This window comes from Streptomyces sp. NPDC002676 (genome assembly GCF_053592455.1).
In genome coordinates, this window is record NZ_JBSFVT010000010.1 from 59656 (window position 1) to 78127 (window position 18472).

12 protein-coding genes and 1 pseudogene are annotated in these 18472 nt (G+C 68.8%); 7 read left to right on the forward strand and 6 right to left on the reverse strand.

The genetic code is table 11. From position 1 onward, the window contains the following. The first annotated feature begins 223 nt into the window (after nt 1–223). Nucleotides 224–1663, forward strand: a complete 1440-nt coding sequence (gene gndA, locus ACWD3E_RS26085) for an NADP-dependent phosphogluconate dehydrogenase (protein ID WP_451389988.1) — start codon at nt 224–226, stop codon at nt 1661–1663. A gap of 311 nt (nt 1664–1974) precedes the next feature. Here gndA and panD read toward each other — a convergent pair whose 3' ends face one another. The 3 genes from panD to ACWD3E_RS26100 form a co-directional block, all read right to left on the reverse strand. Beyond that, entirely contained in the window at nt 1975–2394 is a 420-nt protein-coding gene (gene panD, locus ACWD3E_RS26090) for an aspartate 1-decarboxylase (protein WP_451389989.1), read from the reverse strand. Between the two features lie 352 nt (nt 2395–2746). Next, nucleotides 2747–3172 carry a redoxin family protein gene (locus ACWD3E_RS26095; protein ID WP_451389990.1) on the reverse strand — a complete coding sequence of 142 codons (426 nt, stop codon included), beginning with the start codon at nt 3170–3172 and terminating at the stop codon, nt 2747–2749. Nucleotides 3173–3482: 310 nt separating this feature from the next. Continuing rightward, complete coding sequence (locus tag ACWD3E_RS26100; RefSeq protein ID WP_451389991.1) at nt 3483–3683, reverse strand: hypothetical protein; 201 nt, start codon at nt 3681–3683, stop codon at nt 3483–3485. Between the two features lie 420 nt (nt 3684–4103). Here ACWD3E_RS26100 and ACWD3E_RS26105 point away from each other — a divergent pair, with 420 nt between their 5' ends. Further along, nucleotides 4104–4508: an FKBP-type peptidyl-prolyl cis-trans isomerase gene (locus ACWD3E_RS26105; protein WP_451389992.1), complete on the forward strand. Its 405-nt coding sequence runs from the start codon at nt 4104–4106 to the stop codon at nt 4506–4508. 537 nt (nt 4509–5045) lie between these two features. Here the strand turns inward: ACWD3E_RS26105 and ACWD3E_RS26110 are convergent. Both ACWD3E_RS26110 and ACWD3E_RS26115 read right to left on the reverse strand, forming a co-directional pair. Further along, a pseudogene (locus ACWD3E_RS26110) lies at nt 5046–5273 on the reverse strand (ATP-binding protein); the annotation flags it as partial. Between the two features lie 195 nt (nt 5274–5468). Beyond that, nucleotides 5469–6482 (reverse strand): EcsC family protein, encoded by a 1014-nt coding sequence (locus ACWD3E_RS26115; RefSeq protein ID WP_451389993.1) that lies wholly within the window; start codon nt 6480–6482, stop codon nt 5469–5471. 485 nt (nt 6483–6967) lie between these two features. Here ACWD3E_RS26115 and ACWD3E_RS26120 point away from each other — a divergent pair, with 485 nt between their 5' ends. The 5 genes from ACWD3E_RS26120 (at nt 6968) to ACWD3E_RS26140 (ending at nt 14531) form a co-directional block, all read left to right on the forward strand. Then, nucleotides 6968–8785: a GmrSD restriction endonuclease domain-containing protein gene (locus ACWD3E_RS26120; protein ID WP_451389994.1), complete on the forward strand. Its 1818-nt coding sequence runs from the start codon at nt 6968–6970 to the stop codon at nt 8783–8785. Then, nucleotides 8782–9831 (forward strand): CBS domain-containing protein, encoded by a 1050-nt coding sequence (locus ACWD3E_RS26125; RefSeq protein WP_451351018.1) that lies wholly within the window; start codon nt 8782–8784, stop codon nt 9829–9831. The genes ACWD3E_RS26120 and ACWD3E_RS26125 overlap by 4 nt, the downstream gene beginning before the upstream one ends. Nucleotides 9832–10070: 239 nt before the next feature. Beyond that, the gene (locus tag ACWD3E_RS26130; RefSeq protein WP_451351019.1) at nt 10071–10286 is read left to right on the forward strand and encodes a hypothetical protein; all 216 of its coding nucleotides are present in this window, start codon (nt 10071–10073) and stop codon (nt 10284–10286) included. A gap of 433 nt (nt 10287–10719) precedes the next feature. Next, nucleotides 10720–13845: an AAA domain-containing protein gene (locus ACWD3E_RS26135; protein ID WP_451389995.1), complete on the forward strand. Its 3126-nt coding sequence runs from the start codon at nt 10720–10722 to the stop codon at nt 13843–13845. Between the two features lie 548 nt (nt 13846–14393). After that, nucleotides 14394–14531 (forward strand): hypothetical protein, encoded by a 138-nt coding sequence (locus ACWD3E_RS26140; protein WP_451389996.1) that lies wholly within the window; start codon nt 14394–14396, stop codon nt 14529–14531. Nucleotides 14532–14698: 167 nt separating this feature from the next. On the opposite strand, the gene putP is transcribed toward ACWD3E_RS26140, so the two are convergent. Then, on the reverse strand, nt 14699–18283 hold the full coding sequence (putP, locus tag ACWD3E_RS26145) for a sodium/proline symporter PutP (RefSeq protein ID WP_451389997.1): 3585 nt from the start codon (nt 18281–18283) through the stop codon (nt 14699–14701). Nucleotides 18284–18472: the final 189 nt, after the last annotated feature.

Consider the following 18472-nt stretch of genomic DNA (forward strand, 5'->3'; position numbering starts at 1 on the left):
CCTGACCCGCCCAAGTGGCCGGGAAGAGGCCCCTGTTGAGGCGAACGGCGCCTTCGCTCCGTATCACCGGTGAAATCCCCCCGCGGATCGCACACGGATGACCTGCCGGATGACCTGTGGCGGGTCGGACATGCGTCCGCCGGGGCGGCACGTCAGGATGGGCTGGGGGTCCGGGCCCGTACCGACGGAACCGTGGTCACGAGGCAGCTAGGGAGCAGGCGGTATGAGCACTTCGGCGCAGATCGGCGTCACCGGGCTGGCGGTCATGGGCCGCAACCTCGCCCGGAACTTCGCGCGCAACGGCTACACGGTCGCCGTGCACAACCGGACGGCGTCGCGCACGCACGCGCTGGTGGCGGAGTTCGGGGACGAGGGGGACTTCGTCCCCACCGAGGCCGCGAAGGACTTCGTGGCGGCGCTGGAGCGCCCGCGCCGGCTCATGATCATGGTGAAGGCCGGTGAGCCGACGGACGAGGTGATCCGGGAGTTCGCGCCGCTGCTGGAGCCCGGTGACATGATCATCGACGGCGGCAACGCGCACTTCGCGGACACCCGGCGCCGGGAGCGGGAGCTGCGCGAGCAGGGCATCCACTTCGTCGGCACGGGCATCTCCGGTGGCGAGGAGGGCGCGCTGCACGGCCCGAGCATCATGCCGGGCGGTTCTACGGAGTCGTACGCGTCCCTCGGCCCCATGCTGGAGAAGATCTCCGCGAAGGCGAATGACGGCGCGCCCTGTGTGACGCACGTGGGCCCGGACGGTGCCGGTCACTTCGTGAAGATGGTCCACAACGGCATCGAGTACGCCGACATGCAGCTGATCGGCGAGGCGTACCAGCTGCTGCGCGACGTCGCCGGGTACTCCCCCGCGCGGATCGCGGAGATCTTCCGCTCCTGGAACACCGGACGGCTGGACTCGTACCTGATCGAGATCACCGCCGAGGTGCTGTCCCATGTGGACGCGGCGACCGGGAAGCCGTTCGTCGACGTGGTGGTGGACGAGGCCGAGCAGAAGGGCACGGGTCGCTGGACGGTCCAGATCGCGCTCGACCTGGGCGTGCCGGTGTCCGGCATCGCGGAGGCGGTCTTCGCCCGCTCCCTGTCCGGCCACGCGGCGCTGCGGGCCGCGTCCCGCGGGCTGGCCGGGCCGAAGGCTTCCCCGATGAGCGAGTCGGAGGCGGCTGCCTTCGCGGACCAGGTGGAGCAGGCGCTGTACGCGTCCAAGATCGTGTCGTACACGCAGGGCTTCCACGAGATCGCCGCGGGCGGCGAGGAGTACGACTGGGACATCGACCTCGGCCGGGTCGCCTCCATCTGGCGCGCCGGCTGCATCATCCGCGCGGCCTTCCTGGACCGCATCCGTGCCGCGTACGACGCCCGCCCCGACCTGCCGAGCCTGCTGTCGGACGAGACGTTCGCGCAGGAGATCGCGGCGGCGCAGGACGACTGGCGCCAGGTGCTGGTCGCGGCGACGCGGCAGGGAGTGCCGGCACCGGGCTTCGCGGCAGCGCTGGCGTACTACGACGCACTGCGCGCCGAACGCCTGCCCGCGGCGCTCACGCAGGGGCAGCGGGACTTCTTCGGCGCGCACACGTACCGGAGGGTGGACCGGGAGGGTTCGTTCCACACGCTGTGGGGCGGTGACCGGACGGAGGTCTCCGCGTAGTCTGTGCCGCTCCTCAGGTCAGCGGCGGTCCCGGTTCCGGATTCGGTACGGGTTCCGGGCCCGGGGGGATCGGTGAAGGCGACGGCTCCGGCGGCCCCGGCTGGGGCGGTGCCGGAGGCGGGGGCGCCGGAGGCGGGGTCGGCTCAGGGCCCGGCGACGGCTCCGGTGGCGGAACCGGAGTGGGGTACGGCTCCGGCGGGACGGGTTCGGGGTACGGGCTGGTCATGGTGTCCTCCAGCCGCCGGCGGGACTTCACCCGCGGGCTACTCCCCGACTACCCGGCCCCCGCCGGGCCAGTCACCCCGACGTCGTCACGCCGGTACGGCCTCCGGGCTGCGCTGCTGGTCGGAGCCGGGCACCGGCTCGGACGGGTCGGCGCCGAGGGAGACGATCCGGTTGCCGCCGTCGACATGCACGACCCTCGGCTTCAGCTCCCGCGCCTCGGCGTCGGTGACCTGGGCGTAGCTGATGATGATCACCAGATCTCCGGGATGCACGAGATGGGCGGCGGCCCCGTTGATCCCGATGACCCCGGACCCGCGCTCCCCCTCGATGACGTACGTCTCCAGCCGCGCGCCGTTGGTGATGTCGACGATGTGCACCAGCTCGCCGGGCAGCAGGTCGGCGGCGTCGAGGAGGTCCGCGTCGATGGTCACCGATCCCACGTAGTGCAGGTCGGCCTGGGTGACGGTGGCGCGATGGATCTTGGACTTGAACATGGTGCGAAGCATGGAGAAACTCCCGGTGTGTCTGCTCCCTGCCTGCGCTTTTGCAGGTCAAGGGCTGTTTCCACACCTTACAACCAGTCGCTTGTTCGGGCAGTTTTCCCCATGTTTTTCAGGACTCATACTGACCGAATGCTGACTTCTCTGGCGGTGCATCAGGCCGCTGCCGAGAGGCGCTCAGGGTTGTTGCCTGCCCCTGCGCTACCCCTCGGCGAACGGCACACGCCGGCGTACGCAACCGGGCTCAAATACCCCGACGGCAACCGGACAGCGTCACGCGGGCGGTCGATCACGGCCGCACTGGGACTCCCCTGGCTGGTCGCGCACGAGTCGGGGCCCGTCAGGCCAGGGGCCGCCCTCAGTCGTCCAGGGCGCTCAGCAGTTCCTGACGAGAGAAGCTGTTGGGCGGCAGCGCCGCGGTCCGACGGTACGCAATCGTGCCGTCGGCGTTCACGAGGAAGGTCCCACCGTGCTGCAGGGCCAAGAATGCCCCCAGCCCGGCCGCCTCGTGCCCAGTGCCTGAGGCCCAACTGCTCACTGCGTCACCGCCGATCCGCTTGGTCAGCTTTGCGGCGTCGGACGCTTCGCCAGGCGCCACAAGCACCACCCGCACGTTGGTCCCCAACTCACCCGAAGCGGCGAGATCGGCCAATGTGCGAGCGCGCTTCACACACACCGCACACGTGGCGGCCCGCAGGAAGTAGACCACGGTTCGGCGTCCCGCCCGGACCTCTTCGAGCGTGGTTGCCGAGCGGTTGGGGCCGACCAGGCCGATGTTGGGCATGCCCATACCCACGGCGGGGACAGATTCGACGTTAGTGCTCGCATCCACTCCACGCCCCGGTGGAACGGCCACCCCTTGGACCGAACCACCCACACACAGCTCGCCAGACTCCAACTCCGCCTAGTTGCACTATAGTTGGCGCTTCTCTGAGCCGATGCGGCACATCGTTGCACTCGACGCAGCCCTCCGCGTCAACCGGCCCCGACTGATCGACAGGCGGTCGCGTGGGATCGCGATTCCTCCCGTGTCGAGTGCGACGGGCGGGCACCCACACGCTTGGCGGCTGGGCCGGTCGACAAGTTCACTGGGCTCAATCGGATGTCGCCGTCGGGCGGTTTTTCACCACCGCGTCGAGCTCCAGACTGAGGACCTGTTCGCCGTTCTGGTTGATCAACTCGCCGTGAATCCGCGCCATCGCAGTCCTCGCGCGAGGTGACACCTGTCCGATGGTGACCCAGCCTGTCAGCGTGTCTCCAGGGCGGACGGGTCTCGGCAGGCTCATGTTCGTCATTCGGCGGCCCCACCCATGGCGAACCATCGTAGATCGCTCTGCGCGCCACTTTCACCCATTTTCTGCAGCGTGCCGGTGCCCACTGGGTCGAGCCCGAGGCATCGCCGTTGTCCACACTGTCTTCGACGACTTCGTGCCGTCACCCGATGCCGGCGGCGACCTCGGGCAATGATCAGCAGGCCCCTGCTCAGGGAGCGCACGGTGCGGCACAAGGCGTCACGAGCGCTGATCAGCCGCGAGATGTGACCTGTGTGTGCCGGTCGCGTACATCGGCTGTGCGAAAGATCATCACCTGTGGCCGCTGGATCTGGTGTGCTCCGGGGACCGGCATTCTCGGTAGCGTGACCATCTGCTGCATGAAGTGTCCATGTGTCCGGCTGGTCCGTGCGACGGCTTCCGACGGAGAGTGATGAGGCTGCAATGAGTGAACTGACGAAGCCCGAGGTCGACGTTCCGGAGGGTGACGCTCCTACCGAGCTGACCATCCGGGACCTGATCGTCGGGGACGGGGCTGAGGTAAAGCCGGGCATGGTGGTCAGGGTCCACTATGTCGGGGTGACCTTCGAGTCCGGGAAGGAGTTCGATGCCTCCTGGGACCGGGGCCAGCCGTTCAAGTTCGCCCTGGGCAGTGGCAAGGTCATCAAGGGCTGGGACCGGGGAGTGAGGGGGATGAAGGTCGGCGGTCGGCGCGAGATCATCGTTCCCCCGCGTCTCGGCTACGGCAATCAGTCGCCCTCGCCGTTGATCCCGGCGGGCTCGACCCTGGTCTTCGTGGTGGACCTGCTGGACTCGTATTCCAACACAACCGGGTGGAGCAACGCCTAGCACCCCTGACCGCTCCTCCCCTACGACGTGCTGCGTCGTCCCCCAGGGTTGGCGCCGCCGTGCTCCTCGCTGCCGCTGCTGCTTCCGCCTCCGCAACGTCGGAACGGTTCCGCTGCGACTCGGTGACCACCGAAGACCACAAGGCGACCGACTGCCTCAACGGCCTGCCCGGCGCCGCCGCCCGGACGTCTGAACCCGGCGGCCGCGCTCGGCAAACGGGGAAGGTCCCCGGCGGAATCCAGCTCGTCGCACTGCCGATCACAGCGCTGGTCCGAGAAGGCCCCGCCCAGCAGCAGCACATTGCGGAGTTCAAGTCTCTCCCTGTCCGAGGCGGGCGATGACGGCCACGTCGATGGAGCTGTTCGCGTGCTCACCCACGGAGCACTCCGCCACCCGGCGGTTCGGGAAAGCCCGCCGCTGCCGGGCCGGCAAGGCTCCGAGTCCGCCTGACCAGTGAACGAACAGGTGCGCGGGACCATTTCGAGGGGCCGGGGGATCGAACTCACGGCTCCAGAAACAGCTCCAGTGGCACTCCTGCTCCAGCCCGGTCTCGGCCCAGATCGTCTTGCCCTGGCGGCCATAGCGAGTGCCCCACATGGCGGTGAGCTGCGCCACCAGGAAAAGGCCCCGTCCTCCTTCGTCCTCGCTGCCGGCGCGGCGGAGATGCGGAGAGGTATGACCCCCGTCCGAAACCTCGCAGATCAGCGCGCGATCGACGTCCCGAAGCAGGCGCAGGGAGACCGGCGGGCGGCCATATCGGATCGCGCCGCAGCCGTGTCGTGCTGCCAAGCAGTGCGAGAAGCGTCTACATGCACGACCCGAGGGATTCCTGCCGCACGGCGCCCCCACGAGCGGGTACCTTTCGACCTCCGCGACGGCGCAGCACGACCTCACGGGGCGCGGGTGCTCCCCCGCAAGCGGGACCCGCAGAGGCTGCACCGTGGACCCAGCGGCGCTCACTTACAGGGCGTCGGTCTGAGGGTCCTCGTCCTGGTCGGTCGCCAGCGCGGCCGGCAGCGGCAGCCCGTACTTGTCGCACAGGAATCGGGTCTGGCAGTACCGCTGGGCGTCGGTGGCCACCCTGCCGAGGACCGCGGAATTCATGCCGGCACCGATGAGGACACCCACGAACGGCACGACCTTGGCGACGTTTTTGACCGGCACCCTGGAACCGGCCGGACCCAGCTGCTGCATCAGCTTCTCGAGGGCGGCCAGGAGGCGGTGGTCCTGGCGGAGCTTCTGTGACCACCTTATGCGCCCTTTGACCGCGTTCGCCGCCCGTGCGGTCTCACGCAACGGCTTGGCTTTGGCCGCCTGTGCCATGAAGGACCGCTGTACCAGGCGTTGGATGAAGTCCTGCTCCTTGGGGTCTTTGGCGTCGTAGCCGTAGGAGTACGCGATACGCGATGCGATCGACGTGCTGAGGACCTGGACGACGAGGATGTCCGCTGTCATCGCGACGGGGATACCGGCGACGGGGACCATGGCCAGCAGACCCATGGCGCCACCTTCGAACGCGCCGGCGGTGCGCCACCTGAGAGTGTTGCGGGACAGCAGCCGGTCACAGACCTTGAGATCCTGCTGCCGCAGTTCGGTGAAACTGTCGAGGTCGAAACCTTGCTTGCGGGCGAGATTCTCGACGTTCTTCGGGTCGTTGAGCTCCATGGCCCAGTCGTTGACCAGCTCGAGCAACGCTGCGGCGCCTGCGAGCGCCGGTCGCATGGCCTTGTCGGCGACCGCGTCGCCTGCGCGACGGATCGGTTCCGTGACCGCCTCCGGCACAGCGTCCGTGACCCGTCTCACGGCGTTTCCCGCGGCCTCACCGGTCCGGCCGAGGGCGGCGCTCGCCCAGTTCGGCAGACCGCGGCGGTTGTTGCGGCGTAGCCAGTGCTCGTGGAGCGTGTCCCACACCTGCCCCTCGTACTCGCTCATCGGGGTTGCAGCGTTGACGAGTGGGTCGGCGTAAGTGCTCATTGAGGTTCTCCGATTCGACTGTGATCGCCGGATCCACGATGCCTACCAGCCGACACGTGGGTGAAGCCGCGGTGCGGGGGTCGATGTCCGAAGTCGACTGCACCGGCCACCTGCGGGTTGCTGAGAAGCGACATTTCCTTCGAGAAAGACCGGTCACCACACACTCATTCGCATGCTCCAGGAGCTCGGACGCATCGCGCAGTAAAACGGCCACATACGCCGGGAGCATGTCCACTCGGACGACTAGACAGAGCGGGATGAGCCGGCCGACGCTGCCCGCGCCGGCAACTGGCAGCGTGTCCTCTCCGTCGTCTCCCGCGCCGCAGAGCCCCATATCCTCAACCATGGTTGGTATCAACGCAGTTCGTCTCAGCTGCGGAGCATGGCGGCGCTGATCTCGTTCTTCGGCGAACAGGTTGACGGTCACCGCAGAGCGCTGCTGGAATCACTCTCCGTACGCGCGGGCAGGGTGAGAAGAGAGACACATGGCGGCACTGGACAATCTGAAGCTCAGGGACGTACTCACGGATGTCGCCTCCGGGGCGTTACAACTGCCCGACTTCCAGAGGAACTGGAAGTGGGACGACGACCGGATCAGGGCGATCATCGCGACAGTGACGCTGGACTACCCGCTCGGCGTGGTGATGACGCTGCAGACCGGCGGCGCCACCCGCTTCCGTTCCCGCACACTCACGGGGGCCCGCCCCGAGGGCGATCCGAAGGCGGACCTCCTCCTGCTGGACGGACAGCAGCGCCTCACCTCCCTCTTCCAGGCACTGTGGCTGGACGCCCCGGTGGAGACGTCGGACTCCCGCGGCAAGCCCATCGAGCGCTGGTACTACGTCGACATCGAGAAGGCCGTCGGACCTTCCGCCGACCGCGACGAGGCGATCCTGTCCGTCCCGGCGGACAAGGTGCTCCGCGCCGACTTCAACCGCACGGTCGTGCTGGATCTGAGGACCAGGGAGGCGGAGTGCGCGGCGGGCCTCTTCCCGCTGCATCTCGTCTTCGACGCCCAGCGCGTGAACGACTGGAAGAAGGGCTACATCAAGGCGGACGAGGACCGGAACTGGGACCGGTGGGGCCAGTTCGACGACCTGGTCCTCCAGCAGGTCCGCGCCTTCCAGGTCCCGATGATCCGGCTGGCCGCGTCGACCTCCATGGACGCGGTCTGCGCGGTGTTCGAGCGCGTCAACACCGGCGGCGTGCCCCTGAACGTGTTCGAACTGCTCACCGCCACTTACGCCGGCGACCCCGAGTACGTGGACCGTACCGGCGGCTACTACCAGCTCCCCGAGGTGTGGCGGGAGATCAAGGAAGCACTGGCGAGCAAGTACCCGGTCCTCGGCCGACTGGACAGCGGCCTGGAGAACGGCCTGAGCAGCATCGACTTCCTGCAGGCCATCGCGCTGGTCCGCACCTGGGAGCGCAAGGCGGCGGGCGTCGGGGCCACGGTGTCCTGCAAGCGTCGGGACCTGCTGGATCTGCCTCTGAACGACTTCGTCCGCCTGGCGCCCCAGCTCGCCGACGCCTTCGCCTGGGTCGGCGACTTCCTGGAACGCCAGTGCATCGTCCGCGCCAACGACCTGCCGTACAAGACGCAACTCGTGCCGCTCGCCGCGGTGCGGGCCATCCTCGGCGACGCGACCGACGGGCTGGGTCCCGAGGAGAAGATCGAGCAGTGGTATTGGTGCGGTGTACTCGGTGAGATGTACAGCGGCTCCACCGAGACACGCTTCACCCGGGACGTGGAACAGCTCGTGGCGTGGATCAGGCAGGAGGACCGCGCGCCCGAGACCGTCACCGACGCGTTCTTCTTCGCCGAGCGGCTCGACACCCTCACCACCCGCAACAGCGCCGCCTACAAAGGCATCTACGCCCTGCTGGTCAGGCAGGGCGCGGTCGACTGGCACCACACGGACGCCCCGCTCAGCCCCGGACGGCTCGACGAGTACGTCGTGGACATCCGGCAGATCTTCCCCAAGACCTGGTTCCGCAGGGGCAACAGTCACGGCCTGCCGACGAACTCGATCGTGAACAAGAGCCCGCTGTCCTACCGCGCCGCGATGAGCATGACGGGCGCGCCGTCGTCCTACCTCTCCACCCTCGTCGCGGCCTCCGACATGCGCCCCGAGTGGTTCGACGACGTGCTCGCCACCCACCTCGTCGATCCGGAGGCACTGCGCGAAAACGACTACGAGCGCTTCTACACCGACCGTTCGCGTCAGTTGCTGGACCTGGTCCAGTCCGCCATGGGCAAGCGGACCATGCTCCGCGACTCCACGGAGGGCGACGCCCGATGACCACCAGGCCCAGCGAGAAGGATCTCGCCTCGCTCAAGGGCAGCACCGTGCCCGTGCAGGAGATCCTGGACCTGTTCCGGGTCCGGGTCCGGGACCACCGCACGGTGCACCTCATCTCGCAGGCACTGGCCGACGCAGGCCTGACGACCCTGCCCGACTTCGCCGTCTGCGGGCTGCGCAGCAGCGTCGACGTGGTGCCGCTCGCCTCCGTCCCCGCACAGGCCGGACCGGTCGAGCTCGAGAACGGCGATGCGGACGAGGACGACGAGGCCCTGCCCTCCCTCCCGCAGCGGCTGCTGCTCGGCGACGTCCCGTCGGCCAGGCGTGGAGTGCTGGGCGTCAACCCCGGCACCCCCTTGGGTCAGGCCACCTTCCTGATGCGCACCAAGAGCCTCTCCCAGGTACCGGTGACCACCGGCATGGCGCAGATCCACGGGGTGGTCACCTGGGGTTCGGTGGCCCGGATGTACGAGGCGGGGAAGCAGCCCACCCTGGACAACGCGATGGAGAAGGACTCCCTGCCCGTCGCGGACGCCCGCCAGGAACTCTTCGCCGCCCTCCCGGTGCTCAAGGAGCACGGCTATCTGCTCGTCCGCGGCGACGACGGCTGCCTGTCGGGCATCGTGACCGCAGCTGACGTCACCGAACGCTTCGAGGGCTCCGCCCGGCCCTTCTTCATCGTCGGGGAGATCGAGTCCCTGCTGCGCCGCTGTCTGGGCGCGGCCCTGGACGAGGAAGCCGTCAAGGCCGTCCAGACGAACAAGAGGCCCGAACACCGCACCGGCCAGGTGACGGACCTGATGTTCGGCGACTACCTGAAGCTGCTGGACGGCGGCCAGACCAAGCAGGCCATGGCCGAGCGTGCCGACCGCAACTGGGAGGCCCTGAAGTGGCCCAACATGCCCCGCGAGCAGTTCGTCGGGCGCCTCAGACGGGTCAAGGACATCCGCAATCGGATCGCCCACTTCGACGAGAAGCCGCTTCCCCAGCAGATGATCGACGAGCTGACGACCTTCGCCAACGTGCTTCGGGCGTTCGTCTCGTGATTATTCGCGGGCCGCAGGCAACAGGTGTACGTTGCAGGCGAGTTGGCTTCTCACTAGAGTAAGCGTGCGTAACTTCCACACCCTTCCGGAGGCCTCTTTGACTTTCACGCTCTGTGCAGACCTACCGGCAACCAGCTGGTTGCGGGCTCCTTAGAGCTCGTCTGCGCATCGCTGGGAGCACGACTCACCTCGGTCAGCCGTGCCCAGTTCCAGCGAGCGAACAAGTCAATGGAGGAACGGTGTCGACTCACTCGACCCACCGGACGTGCAACCATCCCGGGCGCGACATCAGCATCGTCGCCCTCTGCTCCACTGTGGTGTCTCTCGGCGCGGCCGTCACGACCATGGCGCTTCACGCCGGCCCGTTGGTGATCCTTTCGAGCAGTGGCGGTGCGTTCGTCGCGATCGCCGGCATCGGGATGAACGTCCTCAACCATGTGAGGCGCAACGGTTAGCGTTCCTGGGGCGGCTCCTCAAGGGGCCGTCCCAGCTCACCACTGGGAGGTCTCCGTGTCGTATGGGATCCCCCACGCCCGCGAGCCGTTCCGCGGTGACCCGTCTCGTCACAGCCATGGTGGTTGCCAGGCGGTCCCCGTCGGCCCGTACGACCGCGGTACGGGTTTGTACGGCCGTTGTACGGGTCCGTGCCCGACACCGGGTGTACCCAGGCGTCGTTGAGCAGGCTGGACCAGCACTGTGGCGGACCAGGGGGCGACATGGGCAGGGCGGTGGAGGGCACGTGCCGGACGACAGGCCGACGCAAGCCGGAGAAGGAACGGCCCGTTGGGACACGGAAGCGTACCCGCCCTCCGGCAAGACGGTAGGAGCCGATTGCCCTCTGCGAAGAAGAAGTTCTCCCCTCGGAAGCAGCACTGACCGGAAACACGCTTGGCTCACCTCGGTGTACATAAGCTCGCCCTTCCGCATGTGCCCAGGTCTGGCGTATGTCATGGCGATGAGCCAATCACCTCGGGGGTGGAGATGGCGCAGGAGTCGACCCGTCCGTATCCGGTGGACGAACTGCTGGACGCAGTCCGGCTGGAGATTGCTGCCGAGCTGCGCAGCGGCGGCAAGGACGAGCAGAAGGTGCCCCTGTCGAAGGGGCGCCGAAGCTCGTCCGCAGAGGGTCGGTACGAGTACGTGTTCCAGTGCCGCAAGTGGCAGGATGGCCTCAACGGCAAGCCCGTGCTGGTCCGGCCGTCGCGCTCCACCGGTGAATGGGCTCCGGCCGAGGCCAAGCGGCTTCCCGACGGCAGCGTGCGGCTGGCCACCGCCGTGGATCTGGGGAACGCCCCGGCGAACGTGCAGATCCGTGAGGACGACGCGGCCGGGTGGCGCACGCTCGCCGAGCGCCTGGAGGCGGTGGGGCAGCAGGAACACCCGGTGCGTCCAGAAAGCGCCGGGTGGATGGTCGGCCGGGGCAGCCCGCGGCTCGGCAGTGAACGGTCGATGGCCCGCTGGGTGGCGAACTGGGCGTCCCTGAAGCTCAATTCCGGACAACGTCAGGCGGTCTCCCAGGCTCTCGCCGGCGAGGTCACCTTCCTGTGGGGGCCGCCGGGCACCGGCAAGACCGATGTCGTCGGACACATCATCGAGGGCAGCTACCGGCAGGACCTCACGGTCCTCTTCCTCGCGCCGACGAAGGTCGCCGTCGACCAGGCCCTGGAGCGCGTCTGCGACCTTCTCTCCGCCGAGACCGGATTCCCGGACGGACTCGTGCAGCGCGCCGGAGAGATCACGGTCCCATCGCTGCAGGACAGGTATGGCGAGCAGGTGGACCCGGAGCGGATCGCCACGCGGCTCTCCACCACACTGGACGCCGCGCTCACCGAACGCGCTGAGGAACTGCGCACCACGCAGGCGGGCCTCGCCGCACACGACAAGGTGGGCGCCCTCCGCGCCGATCTCGCGGCGGCGCAACAGCAGCACGCGCAGGCGACGCAGAGCGGCGACGCGGCGAACTCCGCCCAGGCAGGCGCCCGCAGGGAGATCGCCGAACAGACGGCTCTGATCGAGAAGATCGGCGTCCCACGCGGACTGTTCGCCGACCGGAAGCAGAAGCAACTGGACGACGCACGCGCGGTCGTCACCAGTGCCCGCACCCGACTGGAGTCGATCGCGTCCAACCTCGCCGCTGCCGAGCGTGCCCGGCGGCACGCCATGACCGAGGTGACCCGGCTGCGGTCGGCCTTGTCGGCCGAGGAGGCCAAGGTTTCCGGCCTGCCGGGCCGGGCAGCGCTGGTGTCGCGGGCCGACCGGCTGCAACAGGAGATCAACACGCTGGAGGAGCAGCGCCGGGCGATCAAGGACACGGTCCGTTCGAAGTGCCGGGTCCTCGGCGCGACCGTCGCCAAGGCCGTTCAGTCGCACAAGCTGCTCGACCGCGTCGACGTGGTGGTCATCGACGAGGCGGGGATGGTCGACCTTCCCTCCGCCTGGTACGCGGCAGGTCTCGCCGGCAAGCGGGTCGTCGTGGCGGGCGACTTCCGTCAGCTTCCGGCGGTGACCAAGGGCGGCGGCGACCGCAAGGCGACGCCGGAGGAACGTGACCACTCCCTGCGGTGGTGCGCACGGGACGTCTTCCATGCGGCGGGCCTGGTCGGGGAGTCCGGGTCCGTCCGGCCGGACGCTCGGCTCGTGGCGCTGAACACCCAGTATCGGATGCGCGGTCCGATCTGCGACCTGGTCAACACCGTGGCCTATCCGGACGCGCCCCTGTCGACGGGACGGGGAGACGGCTCGCGCATTCCGTTCAATCCGCTGGTCGACGCACCGGTGATCCTCATCGACACGTCGAAGCAGCGGATCGCCGGGCGCGACCACCTCACCAACACGCTGCACGAGGCGGCCGTCCATGAACTCGTGCGCGGCCTCCAGTACGAGGGCGTTCTGCCCGGTCGCAAGGCTGAGGACGTACCCGCCGGGGAGCGGGCCACGGACCGGCTGGCGGTGATCGCCCCGTACCGCGCGCAGGTACAGGCCCTCAAGAACAGCCTGGCCTACCGTTTCGGGACGTCGTACGAGGGGCTCGTCGACACCGTCCACCGGTTCCAGGGGAGTCAGCGGCCCATCGTCATTCTCGACACCACGGCCGGGTCGGGCAGGTCACCGGGGTACTTCTTCAGCGGCGGCGGACTGTCCTCGCACACCTGCCGACTGCTCAACGTCGCACTGAGCCGGGCGCAGGATCACCTCGTCGTCCTCGCGGACGTCGAGCATCTACGGGAGCACCTGGCCGTCGGCAGCGAGGCGCTGCGCATGCTCGATCACCTCGAGTCGAACGCGCAGTGCATGTCCGTGGACCAGCTCATCCCGGTCCGTGACGCCGCCCAGTTGTCTGCCCTTTCCGACAAGGAACTGGCCCGGCCCGCGTTCTTCCCCGCCGACGAGGTCCCCGCGGCTGTCCAGTGGGACATCGCGAGGGCCGCCCGCACCATTGAGCTCTACTCACCGTTCCTCGACCGCCGGCCGGTCCGCACCTGGTCGGCGCACCTCGCGAAGCGGGTGGTGGACGGCGTTCAGGTGACGGTCAGGACCCGCGATCCGCGGGAGCAGACGACCGATGCGGCGGCGGAACGTGTCCAGGGACTGGTCGACGAACTGCGTTCGGTGGGCTGCCGGGTCGAGTTCCGGGAGCGGATGCACGAGAAGGTGCTGATCCTGGACGGGAATGTGCTGTGGCACGGCTCGCTCAACCTCCTGGCCAACAAGGGCCCCACCGACCTGATGATGCGGCTCACCGACCCGGTGGCGTGCGAGCGGGTGGGGCGGGTCATCGAGCGTGCCCGCAAGGAGAGGGCGGCGTGGAACCCGCGAACGACGGGCGCGGGGACGACCGGCGGAGCAGGCGGTACCGACGAGGAGCGCCTCTATCTCGAAGTCCCGTACGCGGACAAGGACGAAGCGAAGAAGCGGCTCGGCGCGCGGTGGGATCCTGGCCGCCGGAAGTGGTATGTGGACGCCGCCAAGGTCAGCCGCGAGCAGGCTGCGCGCTGGCTGCCGCCATCATCGTGACGTCCGCCGAGCTGCCGGACGTGCGCAGGGGCAATCGGCACACGACGCCCGCCGACGACCGAAAGGCCGCCCGCTCCGACAGGCGCGGGACACGGCGTCGCGCCCACGCGGCTGCACACCTCCACTTGCAATGGGAGCGACTTGTGCTGCACCCCTGGAGGGGTACGAGTGCGGAGTTCATGCGCCACTCGGCGGCGTACTCCGGTTCCTGGCCCCCTTCACAGGGTCGTCCGCCCGCGGGCGCCGGGCGGGACGGCGGCCACTGCCACGGGCCACCAGGCCAGCACGCTGGACACCGTCCGGTCCCATGTTGACCTTTTGCTGACCCGGTCGCGGCGATCACGCCTTTGACCTGCAGAAACACCCAAACGCTAGATCTTGGACTTGAACATGGTGCGAAGCATGGAGAAACTCCCGGTTTGTCTGCTCCCTGCCTACTTTTTGCAGGTCAAGGGCGATGTTCGGAGGCTACAACGTTTCGCATGCGTGGTCAGCTGTCGCCGGGTGTTTGAGGACTCACACTGACCCGTTGCTGGGCGCTGTCCGGCGTGGTCACACGGCTGGCGGGCAACGGCAGCCCCATCCACATCTCCCAGGCCGCGGGTTCGGCGGGGCAGGCCGCTCGGGTGAAGATCACGGGCACCGTCGGCGGCCGCGAGCTGAAACAGCACGGGCACCGACACTGAAGCGGCCGTTCGCGGGCTCACCGGCCGAGCGGTGGGCGGACGGTACGGAGGCCATCGTGCTGCCGAAGGCAACCCCGGTGGGCAAACGGCAGGCAGTCGCCCCGCTGCCCCGCCTGCCGGAGCCATCAGATCCACGTTGTGCGGCGATGGCGGATCCGCCCGCCGGGCTAGCCGATCGCGTCAGCCGCAATGACCTGCTCCGTCCAGATGATCTTGCCGGTCTTCGTGTACCGAGTGCCCCACCGGCGGGCCATCTGGGCAACGATCAGCAGGCCCCGTCCCCCCTCGTCGGTGGTCCGCGCGTGACGCAGCCGTGGCGCGGTGCTGCTGGCGTCCGAGACCTCACAGATCAGGCCGCGATCCCGGATCAAGCGCAGGCAGACCGGTCCGGACGCATGGCGGATCGCGTTGGTCACCAGTTCACTGACGATGAGTTCCGTGGTGAAGGTGAGATCGGGGATGCCCCACTCCGTCAGCTTCTGAGCCGCGAGGTCGCGGGCGTGCGCGACGGCAGCCGGATCACTGGGAAGGCCCCAGGAGGCGACGCGATCCGGAGCAAGGACACGGGTACGGGCGAGGAGCAGGGCCGCGTCGTCGGCAGGCGGACCCGTCAATAGGCTGTCGATCACTCGTTGGCCGGTCTCCGCCAGGGTCGGCAAGGGCGTCGCGAGGGCATCACCCAGCCGGGAGAGCCCGACGTCGATGTCCCGGTCGACGGACTCGATGAGGCCGTCGGTGTAGAGGGCGATGAGGCTGCCGTCTTCCAGCTCGGTCTCGATGGACTCGAAGGGGAGGTAGCCGAGACCGAGTGGCGGTCCGGCGGGCAGGTCCAGGATGTCGGCGGCGCCGTCGGGAGTGACGATCATCGGGGGGAGGTGACCGGCCCGGGCCATGGTGCACAGCCTGCTGACCGGGTCGTAGACGGCGTACAGGCACGTGGCGCCCAGGAATGCGGTGCCCGTCGCCTCGCCCTCGGCCGCCAACGGAGCATCCATGTCGTGCGCCCCCATGAGGCCGATTACCAGATCGTCCAGATGGGCCAGCAGTTCGTCCGGGGACAGGTCGAGGTTGGCGAGCGTGCGTACCGCGACGCGCAGGCGCCCCATGGTCGCCGCCGCGTTGATGCCGTGCCCGGCCACGTCCCCGACGACCAGGGCGACCCGTGCTCCGGAGAGCGGGATCACGTCGAACCAGTCGCCGCCCACACCGCTGGGGGCATCCGCCGGGAGGTACCACGAGGCCACGGCGAGAGCGGACCCTCCCGTCAGGTCTTGCGGCAGCAGGTAGCGCTGCATGGAGCGGGCCGCGGTGCGCTCGCGGGTGAAGCGGCGTGCGTTGTCGATGCACACCGCTGCACGGGAGACGAGTTCCTCGGCGAGGCGGACGTCGTCGTCCTCGAAGGGGCCCAGCCGCCGGGACCGGGCGAACGTCGCCACCCCCAGGGTGACGCCGCGCGCCCGCACGGGGACCACCATGACCGAGCGGAAGTCGTAGTTCAGGAACGAGGCGCCCAGCGTTTCGTCCACGGTCACCCACGGACTGTTGGTGCGGTCAAGGACCCGTTCGACCAGGGTCTTGCTCTCGAGCAGACAGCGGGTCACGGGCGACGCGGGCGCACGTCGGACTGTTTCCCCCACGGCAAGGGACGCCTCGGGGCATCCCTCACGGACCGACCGCTGGGCCGCACGGCGGATGACGGGTGACATACCGACCGGCCCGGGGGCCGGCTCCTCGCCCCTCGTGACCGAGTCCAGCAGGTCGACGGCGACGAAGTCCGCGACGGCCGGCACCGCGTCGTCGGCCAGTTCCTGTGCGGTCCGCGTAACGTCCAGGGTGCTCCCGATGCGCGCAGCGGCGTCATTGAGCAGGGCCAGGCGCTCCTGCGCCCGCCACCGCTCAGTGACATCGATGATCATGTACCAGACACCGACATTCCGGTGGTGACGGTCCTTCATCGCGAAGAAGGAGGCAGAGATCGCGCGGCCTCGGTCGTGCACCGTGTAGCCGGCGCCGCGGTACTCGAAGTCCATCACCGGCGCACCGGTCCGAAGAACCTCGCGCATCTTCTCCTCGAAGGCGTCGGCCTCGGCCTGCGGCAACACCTCCGCCATCCGCCGCCCCAGCCGCTGCTTCAGCGAGATCTGGCGGTCCAGCGGCTCGTTCACCCAGACGTACCGCAGATCCGTGTCGAGGACGGCGATGCCGACCGGCGCGTGGCTGAGGAAGGGGGTGAGCATCAGTTGGCTCACCCCGCCGCCCGGCATCCGCCAGAAGGCCCGTTTCGGAGGCCGGCCGACGAACCTGCCGAAGATCAGGGCCGCGACCGTGGCGGCCATGACGCCCGGAATGATCTCGTAGATGCCCGACCAGAAGGGGCCGTGCAGCGGCTTGACCACACGCCACAGGAGCACCGTGACTGCGCCGGACACGATCCCGGCCATGGCCCCCGCCCAGGTCATGCGCGGCCAGTACAGCGAGAGCAGGACCACCGGGCCGAAAGCGGCCCCGAAGCCTGCCCAGGCGTAGCCCACGATCCCCAGCAGCCCGCCGCCCCTCAGCGCGATCACGGAGGCCACGAGGGTCACGGCGACGACGGCGGCGCGACCCACCCACACCAGTGCCTCGTCCGAGGCGCGCCGCTTGAGGAACGCGTGGTAGAAGTCCTCCGTGAGGGCGACGGACGACACGAGGAGCTGGCTGTCCGCGGTCGAGATGATCGCGGCCAGCACCGCGATCAGCATCACGCCGGCGCCCCACGGACTGAACAGGGTCCGGCTCAGAGCGATGTATACCGTCTGCGGGTCGTGGAGCGGTGTGCCGAACTGCGCGATGCCGAGCAGGCCGACCACTGTGGCACCGGCCAGTACCACGACCACCCATCCGGTCTCGATACGGCGGGCAGCGGGTACGGCGCTGGTGCTGCGGATGCCCATGAAGCGGGCCAGGATGTGCGGCTGCCCGAAATAGCCGAGGCCCCACGAGAGCAACGAGATGATCGAGACGGCGCCGAGCGACCCGCCGCCTCCCGACCACCGGCCGTCCGTGAAGCCGACTTTGGCACCCATGTCCAGCAGGCTGGGCGTCTTGCTGTTGAGGGAGTCACGAAGCGCACCGAAGCCGCCGAGCGTCGCGATACCGACGACGGGGAGGACGAGCAGGGCGAGGAACATCAGCGTGGCCTGCATGACGTGGGTCAGGCTCACGGCGAGGAAGCCGCCCAGGCACGAGTAGACGACGATCACCAGGGCGGTCAGGGCCACCCCGAGCCGGAACCCGGCGCCGAAGATGTGCCCGAAAAGCAGCCCGCCGGCCACCAGTCCACTGGCGACGTAGACGGTGAAGAACACGAGGGTGACCGCCGCCGAGACCATCCGGAGCATCCGGGTGCGGTCCTCGAACCGCTCCTCCAGGTAGGCGGACAGGCTCACCGCGTTTCCGGCGCGCTCGGTGTAGGTACGCAGCCTCGGCGCGACGAACAACCAGTTGAGGTACGTTCCGAGCACCAGGCCGACCGCGATCCAGCTTGCGCCGACACCGGCCGCGTACACCGCTCCGGGGAAGGCGAGGAACAGCCAGCCGGACATGTCGCTGGCTCCTGCGGACAGGGCGGCGACGAACGCGGGGAGCCCGCGGCCGCCGAGGGCGAAGTCGGCGAAGGTGTGCGTACGGCGGTAGGCCCAGACACCTGTTCCGATCATGACGGCCACGTACACGAGGAACGTGGCCACGATCGGGGCACTCAAGTCGGACATACTGCCTCGCCTGCGAGGTTCATGAGCACGGGCCTACAACCGCACGACTGACAGTCGTGATCCCTACTGCACAAATGTACAGATTCCGGTTGCCGTCGGCCGCTGGTGCCGCCCGCGCCGGTGCCGGCACGGGCATTGCGTCACGCCGAGGTCGAAGAGGACCGCCATCACAGCGATCAGGCACGAAAG

Coding starts and splice junctions, on each gene's coding strand:
- gndA (WP_451389988.1), top strand. CDS start 224: ATGAGCACTTCGGCGCAGATCGGCGTCACCGGGCTGGCGGTCATGGGC.
- panD (WP_451389989.1), bottom strand. CDS start 2,394: ATGCTTCGCACCATGTTCAAGTCCAAGATCCATCGCGCCACCGTCACC.
- ACWD3E_RS26095 (WP_451389990.1), bottom strand. CDS start 3,172: ATGCCCAACATCGGCCTGGTCGGCCCCAACCGCTCGGCAACCACGCTC.
- ACWD3E_RS26100 (WP_451389991.1), bottom strand. CDS start 3,683: ATGACGAACATGAGCCTGCCGAGACCCGTCCGCCCTGGAGACACGCTG.
- ACWD3E_RS26105 (WP_451389992.1), top strand. CDS start 4,104: ATGAGTGAACTGACGAAGCCCGAGGTCGACGTTCCGGAGGGTGACGCT.
- ACWD3E_RS26115 (WP_451389993.1), bottom strand. CDS start 6,482: ATGAGCACTTACGCCGACCCACTCGTCAACGCTGCAACCCCGATGAGC.
- ACWD3E_RS26120 (WP_451389994.1), top strand. CDS start 6,968: ATGGCGGCACTGGACAATCTGAAGCTCAGGGACGTACTCACGGATGTC.
- ACWD3E_RS26125 (WP_451351018.1), top strand. CDS start 8,782: ATGACCACCAGGCCCAGCGAGAAGGATCTCGCCTCGCTCAAGGGCAGC.
- putP (WP_451389997.1), bottom strand. CDS start 18,283: ATGTCCGACTTGAGTGCCCCGATCGTGGCCACGTTCCTCGTGTACGTG.